The organism is Pelomonas aquatica, assembly GCF_026712205.1.
Lineage (GTDB): Bacteria > Pseudomonadota > Gammaproteobacteria > Burkholderiales > Burkholderiaceae_C > Pelomonas > Pelomonas aquatica.
Genome location: NZ_JAPPUW010000018.1, coordinates 44,403 through 55,523, shown reverse-complemented (window position 1 = coordinate 55,523; position 11,121 = coordinate 44,403). Strand labels below are relative to the sequence as shown.

The window sequence follows — 11,121 nt, the reverse complement described above, 5'->3', positions numbered from 1 at the left end:
GGCTCAGGCCCGCTTGAGCGCCGGGTAGTCGGTATAGCCCTCGGCGCCGCCGCCGTAGAAGCTCTCCTTCTGCGGCACGGCCCAGGGCAGGTCGTGGCGGATGCGCTCGACGAGGTCGGGGTTGCCGATGAAGGGCCGGCCGATGGCCACCGCGTCGGCACGGCCGCCGGCCACGGCGTCCAGGGCCATCGCGCGGTCGTAGCCGTTGTTGGCGATGTAGGGGCCGGCAAAGCGGCGGCGCAGCGCGGCGTAGTCGAAGGGCGCGTGGTCGCGCGGGCCGCCGGTGGCGCCCTCGACGACCTCCAGGAAGGCCAGCTTCAGCGGCGCGAGCTGCTCGGCGACGTGGTTGAAGAGGGCCTGCGGGTCGCTGTCCTGGCCGATGTCGTTGCTGGGCGTCACCGGGCTCAGGCGTAGCGCCGTGCGGCCCGCGCCGATGGCGTGGGCCACGGCCGTCATCACCTCGACCAGCAGCCGCGCGCGGTTCTCGATGGAGCCGCCGTATTCGTCGCTGCGGTCGTTGGCGCTGTCGCGCAGGAACTGGTCGAGCAGATAGCCGTTGGCGGCGTGCACCTCGACGCCGTCGAAGCCGGCGGCCATCGCGTTCTTCGCGGCCTGCACATAGTCGGCGATCAGCTGCGGCAGCTCATGCGTGGCCAGCGCGCGCGGCGCGTCGGTCGGCACCAGCTCGCCATGGGCGGCGTAGGTGCGCGTCTTGGCTGCGCGGTGGGTTGACGATACCGGCGCCTGACCGCCCGGCTGCAGGCTGTTCACCGAGATGCGGCCCACATGCCAGAGCTGCACGACGATCCTGCCGCCCTCGGAATGCACCGCGTCGGTCACCTGCTTCCAGGCGGCCACCTGCTCGGGCGTGTGGATGCCGGGCGTGTCGAAATAGCCCTGGCCGTCGGGGCGGATCTGGGTCGCCTCCGTGATGATGAGGCCGGCGCCGGCGCGCTGGCGGTAATACTCGACGTGGAGGGCCTGCGGCGTCTGCTGCGTCGCGCGGTTGCGCGTCAGCGGCGCCATGACGACGCGGTTGGCCAGCGGGATGTCGCCGAAGCGGATGGGGTCGAAGAGGGTGGTCATCGCAGGGAAATGGGGATGAAACGAATGGCCGCAAGGCTAGCGGCGCCACGGCTTTCCCCGGCCGAGCGGGGTTGATGGGGGTGTGTTAGCGACAATCACGCCATGCTCGCCTACCGCCACGCCTTCCATGCCGGCAACCATGCCGACGTCCTCAAGCACCTCGTGCTGACCCGCGTGCTGCGCTATATGGGTGAAAAGGACAAGCCCTACACGCTGATCGACACGCATGCCGGCGCCGGCGGCTACTCGGTCGAGGGCCGCTATGCGCAGAAGAATGCCGAGTACGCCGGTGGCATCGCCAAGCTCTACGACGACAAGGATCTGCCCGCGCCGCTGGCCGACTACGTCAGCCTGGTGCGCGCCTTCAACCCCGACGGCCAGCTGCGCCAATACCCCGGCTCGCCGGCCATCGCCAACTTCGTGCTGCGCGAGGCCGACCGGCTGCGCGCCTACGAGCTGCACCCGACCGACCACCGCATCCTGGCCAGCTACCTTGAGGCGCGGCCCAACACCCAGGTCAGCGACCGCGACGGCTTCGCGTCCATCAAGGCCGAGCTGCCGTCGCCGACGCGCCGCGCGGCCCTGCTGATGGACCCGCCCTACGAGATCAAGACCGACTACGCCAAGGTGCTGGCGGCGCTGCGCGAGGCGCTGGAGCGCGCGCCGGACACGGTCGCCATGGTCTGGTACCCGCAGCTGCAGCTGCTCGAATCGACGCAGCTCGCCCAGCGCCTGAAGGCCAGCGCCGATGCCCTGGCCAAGAAGGGCTGGCTGCATGTGCGCCTGACCGTGGCCCAGGCCGACGAGCGCGGCTTCGGCATGATGGGCAGCGGCATGTTCATCGCGAACCCGCCGTTCACGCTGCACGACGAACTGGCCGAATGCCTGCCGCTGCTGGTCGAGCGGCTGGGGCAGTACGACGGGGCGAATTACGTGCTGGAACAAAAGGCGGTATGACCACCGAGTCAAAGCCCGTCACGATGGAGCAGATCGCCGCGCTGGCGGGCGTCAGCACCATCACGGTCTCGCGTGCGCTGCGCGACAGCCCCTCGGTCACGCCGGCCACGCGCGAGCGCGTCAAGACGCTGGCCGAGGCGGCCGGCTACCGCTTCAACCACCATGCCCGCAACCTGCGCCTGCGCCGCAGCCACATGGTCGCCGTCATGCTGGAGATGCAGCCCGACACCGACCGGCCGATGACCGACGCCTACCCGCTGCAGCTGCTGGGCGGCATCACGCAGGAGCTGACCTCGCGCGGCTACAGCGTGCTGCTGTCGGCCCTGCAGAGCCCGGGCCAGGGCGTGGCCAGCTCGGCGGATGGCGTCATCCTGCTCGGCCAGGGCGCCAACGGCTCGGCCGTCAAGTCGGTCGCGGCCATGGGCCTGCCGCTGGTCGTCTGGGGGGCCGAGCATGGGCGCGGCGACTCGGTCGTCGTCGGCGGCGACAACGCCCACGGCGGCGCCAGCGCGGCCGAACGGCTGGTGGCGCTGGGCCGGCGCGAGCTGCTCTTCCTGGGCGATGTGCGCCATGCCGAGATCCGCGACCGCCAGCAGGGCTTTGCGAAGGCGCTGAAGAAGGCCGGCATCGAAGGCATCCGGGCCCAGACGCTGACGCCGGCGGCCTTCACCTTCGGCGCCGGCTTCACGGCCGTGCAGGCCCATCTGGCCAGGGGCGGGCGCGCGCCGGACGGCCTGTTCGCCGCCAGCGACCTGCTGGCCATGGGCGCCGTGCGCGCCTTCACCGACGCCGGCCTGGCCGTGCCCGAGGCCGTGTCCGTCATCGGCTACGACGACTCCCCCGCCGCGCAGAGCTTCGCGCCGCCGCTGACCAGCGTGCGCCAGGACTGGCACCACGGCGGCGTGCTGCTGGCGCGCAAGGTGCTGGACCTGATCGCCGGCCAGGCCGCGGCCAGCGAGATCATGCCGACCGAACTCGTCGTCCGCGCGACCTGAGCGGGCCGAGGGCGGACAATCGCGCCCATGAGCACCCTCCAAGACCTGACCGACGCCGAGTTCGCCGAGCTCGACGAACTGCTGGCCGCCACGCCCGCGCCGCTGCAGCCGCTGGACGCCTCCATGCTGGACGGCTACCTCTGCGGCGTCATCGTGCAGCCCCGCCTGATCGAGACGGACGAGTGGCTGCCCAATATCTTCGACTACGACGGCGGCCTGCTGCCCGAGAGCGTCGATGCGGCCTGGCTGGACAAGCTGACCCAGCTCGTCGAACGCCGCCATGCCGCGCTGAACCGCAGCCTCGTCGAGGACGGCTGGTTCGACCCCGTCATCCTCGACATCGACGAGGAGCGCGAGCCCGAGCCCCTGCCCGAGGACGCGACCGAGGAGGAACGCGCCGCGCGCGAGAGCTATGACGCCCTCGGCCCGGTGTCGCGCGCGCTGATGCCCTGGGTGGCCGGCTTCCAGCATGCGGTCCTGTGCTTCCCCGAGCTGGCCGACCTGCCCAACGACGATGTCGCCGCCGCGCTGGCTCGGCTCTACCGCCACCTGCCGGCCGAGACGCCCGAGGAGAAGGAGGTCGTCGCGACGTTGAACCGCGAGCATCCGCTGAAGGACCTGGACGACGCCATCGAGGAGCTGGTCGTCGCCGTGGCCGACCTGGCCGACCTGACCGAGGAAGAGCGCTACCGCGTCGAGACCATCCGCCGCGACGCGCCCAAGGTCGGCCGCAACGACCCCTGCCCTTGCGGCTCCGGGCGCAAGTACAAGCAGTGCCACGGTAGCAACTAATGACTTTGCGGGACAGACCGACGGCGCGTAGCGCCTAGCTCTGTCCTCAACTGACTTGAAAATCCAGCTTCTCTCCGACCTGCATCTGGAAACCGAGTCCTACCAGCCGCTGCCCGCCCCGGGCGCCGAGCTGCTGGTGCTGGCCGGCGACATCGACACGAGCTGGCGCAGCTTCGAGCTGTTCCGCGGCTGGCCGGTGCCGGTGCTCTTCGTGCCGGGCAACCATGAGTTCGACCAGCGCGACGTCGACGAGGCGCGCGAGGCCCTGCGTGCCCATGTCCACGGCATCGGCCTGCGCATGCTCGATGACGAGTCCGTCGTGTTGAGCGACGCCGGGGGCCGCCGCGTGCGCTTCGTCGGCAGCACGCGCTGGTGCGACTTCGACGCCTTCGGCCCCGCCGGTCGCGAGCGCGCGATGCGGGCCGGCGGCTATTTCCAGAAGGTCATGCGGGCCGAGCGCCACGGCCAGCCCTTCGGCGTGGACGCGGTGCGCGCGCTGGCGCTGGAGAGCCGCGCCTGGCTGGCCGGCGAGCTTGCGCGCACGGGCGACTGGGACGCCACCGTCGCCATCACCCATTTCGCGCCCAGCCTGAAGAGCGCCGATCCGCGCTACGGCCGCCAGCCCGGCACGGCCAGTTTCTGCAACGACGACGAGGGCCTGCTGCCGGGTGCCGGGCTCTGGCTGCACGGCCACCTGCACTGCCGGCACGACTACCGCATCGGCGACACGCGCATCGCGAGCAACGCGCGCGGCCATCTGCGCCGGGGCGAGGCCGATGGCTTCGACGGCCTGCGCACTATTCAGGTGTTCGCACCGGCTTGATCCTCAACGCCCAGACCACGCCGGCGATCAGCAGCGCGATGCCGGCCAGCGTGGCCGGCGGCGGCAGGCGCTGCTGCCACGCGAAGGCATAGGCCAGCGCGGCCAGCGTCTCGAAGACGATGAGCTGGCCCGACAGCGAGGTCGGCAGGCGCTGGCTGGCCTCGTTCCAGCACAGCGTGCCCAGCCATGACGAGCACAGGCCGATGGCCACCATCAGGCCCGCGTAGGCCCAGGGCTTGTCGCCGAAGGGGAAGGCGTAGCCGGTGGGGATCAGCGTGCCCGGCGCCATCAGCTGCAGCAGTGCCAGCAGCAGCACGCACGCCAGCGCCATTGGCAGCGTGACCAGGCCCTGCGCCGTGGCCCAGGCGCGTGGGCTGCGGTCGGCATGCGCCCGCAGCCAGTCGGCATTGCGGATCGGGTACCAGGTCCAGCAGGCCACGGCCGCGATGGCGAGCAGCGCGCCCTCGGCATAGCGGCGCGGGTCGCCGGCCCCGGCCTGCAGCGCGGCCAGCTCGTCGCGGTTCACGAGGGCCAGGCCGGCGGCGATCAGCGCGAGCGACGGGGCCAGCCGCGGCCACGGCAGATGGCCGTCGCGCACGCGGTTGCGGTGGTTGGCGCACAGCGCGATGACGACGGGCAGCGTGCCGATGATCATCGTCGGCAGCGGCGCGCCGGCGCGCTGGATGGCGGCCGACAGGCAGAGGTAGTACAGGAAGTTGCCGATCAGGCTGAGCCGGGCCGCCTCGCGCCAGTCGCCGGGCTGCAGCTCGCGCAGCGCGCGCCGGTCCAGCAGCAGGCCCAGCGGCAGCGCGATCAGGCCGAAGGCGAGGTAGCGGCCCACCGTCAGCAGCGCGGGGGCATAGCCGGGCAGCATGACGGGGGCGACGAAGACCAGGCCCCACATCAGGCCGGCGACGAGGGCGAACAGCAGGCCGAGCAGCATGAGACCGCCTTGCAGGCTCAGCGGGTGCCGAACCAGGTGGCCACGGCCGCGCGCTGCTCGGCCGTGTAGTGCAGGCCGAGCTTGCTGCGCCGCCACAGCACGTCCTCGGCGTCGCGCGCCCATTCGGCCTCCACCAGATGGCGCAGTTCGGACTCGAACAGCCCCGGCGCGACCTCGGCGCCGGTGGGCGCTGCGAGCAGCCCGGCCGCGCGGCTGCCATAGGCGCCGGCGATGCGGCGCACGTCGTCGGGCGCGCGGCCCGGGTGGCGGGCCTGCAGCTCGGCGGCGAAGGCGGCTATGTCCACGCCATGCCGGCCGAGGTCGCCGCCGGGCAGGTGGGCGCCGGCCGTCCAGGGCTTGCGGGCGTCGCCAAGAAGTTGGCCGAGCTGGCTGGCGCCGTCCTCGGCGAGCTTGCGGTAGGTCGTCAGCTTGCCGCCCCAGACATTGAGCAGCGGCGCGCCGCCGGCCGCGTCGGCCTCCAGCAGGTAGTCGCGCGTGACGGCCGAGGCCGAGCCGCCCTCGTCGAGCAGCGGGCGCACGCCGGCATAGCTCCACAGCAGGTCGGCCGGCCTGACCGGCTGGGCCAGGTAGCGGCTGGCCTGGGCGCAGAGGTAGTCCACCTCGGCCTGCTCGATCTCGGCGCGGGCGGGCGGGTCCTCGTGCTCGGGCAGCTCGACGTCGGTCGTGCCGATCAGCGTGAAGCGGCCCTGGTAGGGGATGGCGAAGATGATGCGGCCGTCGGGGTTCTGGAAGATGTAGGCGTGGTCGTGCGTGAAGCGCTGGGCCACGACGATGTGGCTGCCCTTCACGAGGCGCAGGCCGCGCGTCGGCAGTGGCTGGCCGCCGGCGCCCTGCGTGTGGTCGCGCAGGAAGCGCTCGGCCCAGGGGCCGGCCGCGTTGACGAGGGCGCGGGCGCGCAGGCTGCGGCCGTTGGCGAGCGTGATCTGCCAGGCGTCGGCGCCGCGCACGGCCCGCGTGACGGCGCAGCGCGTCAGCACCTCGGCGCCGCGGGCCTGGGCGTCCTGCGCGTTCAGCACGACGAGGCGGGCGTCGTCCACCCAGCCGTCGGAGTAGACGAAGCCGCGCGTGAACTCGGGTTTCAGCGGCGCGCCATAGGGGCTGTTCGACAGGCGCAGGCCCTGCGAGCCCGGCAGCAGCTCGCGGCGCGCGAGGTGGTCGTACAGGAAGAGGCCGATGCGGATCATCCAGGCCGGGCGCAGATGCGGCGCATGCGGCAGCACGAAGCGCAGCGGCCGGATCAGCTGCGGCGCGCTGCGCAGCAGCACCTCGCGCTCCTGCAGCGCTTTGCGCACCAGCGAGAACTCGTAGGTCTCCAGGTAGCGCAGGCCGCCGTGCACGAGCTTGGTCGATGCGGACGAGGTGTGCGAGGCGAGGTCGTCGCGTTCGGCCAGCAGCAGCTTCCAGCCGCGCCCGGCCAGATCGCGCGCCAGCCCCGTGCCGTTGATGCCGCCCCCCACCACCACAACGTCAAAATGATCCATACAACCACTCTAAGTGAACAACAGCCATGGACGCACTGCTCGCGCTGGATCAGGGGACTTCTAGTTCGCGCGCTCTAGTTTTCGACCGCTCGGGCCGGCTGCTGGCCGTGGCCCAGCGCGAGCTGACCCAGCATTTCCCGCAGCCCGGCTGGGTCGAGCACGATGCGGAGCAGATCTGGGCCGACCAGATCGCCTGCGCACGCGAGGCCGTGGCCAAGGCGGGTATCAAGGTGGCCGCCATCGGCATCACCAACCAGCGCGAGACCGTCGTGCTGTGGGACCGCAAGACCGGCCAGCCCCTGCACAAGGCGTTGGTCTGGCAGGACCGCCGCACGGCCGCCTTCTGCGAAAGCCTGAAGCAGCAGGGCCTGGAGCCGCGCGTGCGCGAGCTGACCGGCCTGGTGCTGGACCCTTATTTCTCGGCCACCAAGCTGCGCTGGCTGCTCGACAACGTGGCGGGCGCGCGCGAACGCGCCGAACGCGGCGAGCTGGCCTTCGGCACCGTCGACAGCTGGCTGCTGTGGCAGCTGACCGGCGGCAAGGTCCATGCGACCGACGCCAGCAATGCCTCGCGCACGCTGCTGTTCGACATCCACCGCGGCGACTGGAGCGACGAGCTGCTGGGCCTGTTCGGCATCCCGCGCGCGCTGCTGCCCGAGGTCAGGCCCTCGGCCGGCGTCTACGGCATGGCCGAGGAGTTCGGCGTGCCCATCTCGGGCATCGCGGGCGACCAGCAGGCCGCGCTGTTCGGCCAGGCCGCGCTGCAGCCCGGCCAGGCCAAGAACACCTATGGCACCGGCTGCTTCCTGCTGATGCACACCGGCGATCAGGCCCGCACGTCCACGCAGGGCCTGCTGACGACGCGCGCGGCCCAGGTCGGCCCGGCCGCGCAATACGCGCTGGAGGGCAGCGTCTTCGTCGGCGGCGCCGTCGTGCAGTGGCTGCGCGACGGGCTCAAGGCCATTGGCGGCAGTGGCGAGGTGCAGGCGCTGGCCGGCAGCGTGGCGGATGCCGGCGGCGTGATGTTCGTGCCGGCCTTCGCGGGCCTGGGCGCGCCCTACTGGCGGCCCGATGCGCGCGGCGCGCTGCTGGGCCTGACGCGCGGCACGACGCAGGCCCATATCGCGCGGGCCGCGCTGGAGAGCATCGCCTTCCAGAGCGCGGCCGTGCTGGCGGCCATGAATGCCGACGTCGGCGAGCGCGACCGCCTGACCGAGCTGCGCGTGGACGGCGGCGCCAGCGCCAACGACCTGCTGATGCAGTTCCAGGCCGACCTGCTCGGCATCCCGGTGCTGCGGCCGCGGGTCATCGAGACGACGGGCCTGGGCGCCGCGCTGCTGGCCGGCATCGGCGCCGGGGTCTATGGCGCGGCCGAGGAGGTCGGCGCCATCTGGCGGCTGGACCGCGCCTTCGAGCCGCGCATGTCGCGCGACGAGGCCGGTGCACGGCTGGCGCAGTGGGGCAAGGCCGTGCGCCAGGTGTTGGCCGACTAGGGCTGAGCCACGGCGCCGCTGCTGACACGCGCTGGCAGCCGGGCCGGCGCAGCATGCCGGCATCGTCACCCCAGGAGCCGCGCATGAACTTCGCCTACACCATCGTCTATGTGCCCGACGTGGCCGCGGCGCTGGCCTTCTTCGACCGCGCCTTCGGCCTGTCGACTCGCTTCCTGCACGAGAGCGGCGCCTATGGCGAGGTCGAGACCGGTGCCGGCGGCGCGCGGCTGGCCTTTGTCGACCACGCCACCGCGCGCGACAGCCTGCAGCACGACTATGTCGCCGCTGACGCCAGCCCGCGGCCGCTGGGCATGGAGATCGGTTTCACGGTGGCCGACGTGCAGGCCGCCTACGACCGCGCCGTCGCTGCCGGCGCCCAGCCGCTCGCGGCGCCCGTGGCCAAGCCCTGGGGCCAGGTCGTGGCCTATGTGCGCTGCCCGGACGGTTGCCTCGTCGAGCTCTGCACGGCCTTGGGTTGAGGCTTGGCTTTCGCAGAGCGGCGCAGGGAGCCATGAGCGGGGGCGGCGTCGTTGCCGGTGACACATGCCTTCCGCAAGGGGCATGCCGGCTGACCCACAATGCCCGCCCATGCGCCGTGCCGACCGCCTCTTCCAGATTGTCCAGCTCATCCGTGGGCGCCGCCTCACGACGGCGGACTACCTCGCCCAGCGGCTGGAGGTGTCGATGCGCACGGTCTACCGCGACATCGCCGCGCTCGGCCAGCAGGGCGTGCCCATCGAGGGCGAGGCCGGCGTGGGCTACCGCATGCGGGCCGGCTTCGACCTGCCGCCGCTGATGTTCAGCAAGCAGGAAGCGCAAGCCCTGGTCGCCACCGTGCGCATGGCCGAGTCGCGGCTGGACGCGGCGCTGGCCCGCCAGGCCGAGAACGCGCTGTCCAAGATCCTCGCCGTGCTGCCGCTGGACGCGCGCGCCGCGGCCGAGAGCCTGGCCCTGTATGCGCCGCTGCCGGCGCTGGACCCGGCCACCAGCGCCCACCTGACCGCGCTGCGCGAGGCCACCGAGGCCAGGCGCAAGCTGAGGATGGGCTATCTCGACCTCGGCGGCGTGAAGAGCGAGCGCACCGTGCGCCCGCTGGCCTGCCTGTTCTGGGGGCCGGTCTGGACCGTGGCCGCCTGGTGCGAGCTGCGCAACGACTTCCGCAGCTTCCGCGTCGACCGCATCGAGACGCTGCAGGCGCTGGACGAGAGCTTCCGCGACGAGCCCGGCAAGACGCTGGCCGACATGAACCGCCGGCGCGAGGCGCAGGAGAGCGGCGGCGCCTGAAGCCCAAATCAAAGGCAACCACAGAGGCACAGAGCCACAGAGGAAGCCCGGAGAAGGCTTTTCTCTGTGGCTCTGTGCCTCTGTGGTTGCATTTCTGTATTTGCTTCTCTATCCGCTGCGGATGGAGAGCCGAGCCATGGCTTGGCCCGGAAGCGTCGGACTGAGCCACGCTTACTTCGCGCCCGGCGCGTAGATCTGGTCGAACACGCCGCCGTCGTCGAAGTGGGTCTTCTGCGCGTTGCGCCAGCCGCCGAAGAGCTCGTCCACGGTGAACAGCTCGACCTTGGCGAACTGCCTGGCGTATCTGGCCGCGACCTTGGCGTCGCGCGGGCGGTAGAAGTTGCGCGCGGCGATCTCCTGGCCCTCGGGGCTGTAGAGGTAGTTCAGATAGGCCTCGGCCTGCCTGCGCGTGCCGCGCTTGTCGACGACCTTGTCGACCACGGCCACCGGCGGCTCGGCCAGCACCGAGACGGCCGGCGTGACGATCTCGAACTTGTCCGGCCCCAGTTCCTTCACGGCCAGATAGGCCTCGTTCTCCCAGGCGATCAGCACGTCGCCGATGCCGCGCTCGACGAAGGTCGTCGTCGCACCGCGGGCGCCGGAGTCCAGCACCTTGGTGTTGGCGTAGATGCGCTTCACGAAGGCCTTGGCGCTCTCGGCGTTGCCGCCCGGCTGCTTCAACGCGAAGCCCCAGGCCGCCAGGTAGTTCCAGCGCGCGCCGCCGCTGGTCTTGGGGTTGGGGGTGATGACGTCGACGCCCGAGCGGGCCAGGTCCGGCCAGTTGGCGATGTGCTTGGGGTTGCCCTTGCGCACCAGGAAGACGATGGTGGACGTGTAGGGGCTGGCGTTGGCCGGCAGCTTCTTCTGCCAGTCGGGCGCGAGCAGCTTGCGGTCGGCCAGCGCGTCGATGTCGTAGGCCAGGGCCAGCGTGACGACGTCGGCCTCCAGGCCGTCGATGACCGAGCGGGCCTGCTTGCCCGAGCCGCCGTGCGAGGCCTTGAGGCTCAGCGTCTCGCCGGTCTTGGCCTTCCACTGTGCGGCGAAGGCCTTGTTGAAGTCCTGGTAGAGCTCGCGCGTCGGGTCGTAGGAGACGTTCAGCAGCGAGCCCTGGGCCAGGGCGGGGAGGGCGGCAGCGAGGCCAAGGGCGAGGGTGGCGAGCAGGCGGCGGCGCATGAAGTGAAGGCTTGGAGTGCTTGGACGCCCGCACTCTAGGCAGTGGCCCGAGTGCTGGCAAAGAACAAGAAAT

At 71.7% G+C, this 11,121-nt stretch carries 11 protein-coding genes; 7 read left to right on the top strand and 4 right to left on the bottom strand.

The annotated features are described in order from the left end of the window. Positions 1–3: 3 nt before the first annotated feature. Positions 4–1,086: an alkene reductase gene (locus NYP07_RS18075; RefSeq protein ID WP_268152944.1), complete on the bottom strand. Its 1,083-nt coding sequence runs from the start codon at positions 1,084–1,086 to the stop codon at positions 4–6. A 102-nt stretch (positions 1,087–1,188) separates the two neighbouring features. On the opposite strand from NYP07_RS18075, the gene NYP07_RS18070 reads away from it, so the two are divergent. From NYP07_RS18070 to NYP07_RS18055, 4 genes are read left to right on the top strand one after another with little or no spacing between them, the layout of a single operon-like run. Beyond that, positions 1,189–2,043, top strand: a complete 855-nt coding sequence (locus NYP07_RS18070; protein ID WP_268152942.1) for a 23S rRNA (adenine(2030)-N(6))-methyltransferase RlmJ — start codon at positions 1,189–1,191, stop codon at positions 2,041–2,043. Further along, the gene (locus NYP07_RS18065) at positions 2,040–3,038 is read left to right on the top strand and encodes a substrate-binding domain-containing protein (protein WP_268152940.1); all 999 of its coding nucleotides are present in this window, start codon (positions 2,040–2,042) and stop codon (positions 3,036–3,038) included. The genes NYP07_RS18070 and NYP07_RS18065 overlap by 4 nt, the downstream gene beginning before the upstream one ends. A 27-nt stretch (positions 3,039–3,065) precedes the next feature. Beyond that, positions 3,066–3,830 carry a UPF0149 family protein gene (locus NYP07_RS18060; RefSeq protein ID WP_268152938.1) on the top strand — a complete coding sequence of 255 codons (765 nt, stop codon included), beginning with the start codon at positions 3,066–3,068 and terminating at the stop codon, positions 3,828–3,830. 55 nt (positions 3,831–3,885) lie between these two features. After that, on the top strand, positions 3,886–4,653 hold the full coding sequence (locus tag NYP07_RS18055) for a metallophosphoesterase (protein WP_268152936.1): 768 nt from the start codon (positions 3,886–3,888) through the stop codon (positions 4,651–4,653). Here the strand turns inward: NYP07_RS18055 and NYP07_RS18050 are convergent. Both NYP07_RS18050 and glpD read right to left on the bottom strand, forming a co-directional pair. Beyond that, positions 4,628–5,596 carry a DMT family transporter gene (locus NYP07_RS18050; RefSeq protein ID WP_268152934.1) on the bottom strand — a complete coding sequence of 323 codons (969 nt, stop codon included), beginning with the start codon at positions 5,594–5,596 and terminating at the stop codon, positions 4,628–4,630. The two genes, NYP07_RS18055 and NYP07_RS18050, sit on opposite strands and share 26 nt — an antisense overlap. Before the next feature lie 17 nt (positions 5,597–5,613). Next, the gene (gene glpD, locus NYP07_RS18045; protein WP_268152933.1) at positions 5,614–7,098 is read right to left on the bottom strand and encodes a glycerol-3-phosphate dehydrogenase; all 1,485 of its coding nucleotides are present in this window, start codon (positions 7,096–7,098) and stop codon (positions 5,614–5,616) included. 26 nt (positions 7,099–7,124) lie between these two features. Here glpD and glpK point away from each other — a divergent pair, with 26 nt between their 5' ends. The 3 genes from glpK (at position 7,125) to NYP07_RS18030 (ending at position 9,875) form a co-directional block, all read left to right on the top strand. After that, a complete protein-coding gene (glpK, locus tag NYP07_RS18040; RefSeq protein ID WP_268152931.1) occupies positions 7,125–8,591 on the top strand; it encodes a glycerol kinase GlpK in 1,467 nt (488 codons plus the stop codon). Positions 8,592–8,674: 83 nt separating this feature from the next. Beyond that, entirely contained in the window at positions 8,675–9,070 is a 396-nt protein-coding gene (locus tag NYP07_RS18035) for a VOC family protein (protein WP_268152929.1), read from the top strand. Positions 9,071–9,179: 109 nt separating this feature from the next. Beyond that, positions 9,180–9,875: a helix-turn-helix transcriptional regulator gene (locus NYP07_RS18030; protein ID WP_268152927.1), complete on the top strand. Its 696-nt coding sequence runs from the start codon at positions 9,180–9,182 to the stop codon at positions 9,873–9,875. Positions 9,876–10,046: 171 nt separating this feature from the next. On the opposite strand, the gene NYP07_RS18025 is transcribed toward NYP07_RS18030, so the two are convergent. Continuing rightward, positions 10,047–11,048 carry a sulfate ABC transporter substrate-binding protein gene (locus NYP07_RS18025; protein WP_268152925.1) on the bottom strand — a complete coding sequence of 334 codons (1,002 nt, stop codon included), beginning with the start codon at positions 11,046–11,048 and terminating at the stop codon, positions 10,047–10,049. Positions 11,049–11,121 lie beyond the last annotated feature (73 nt).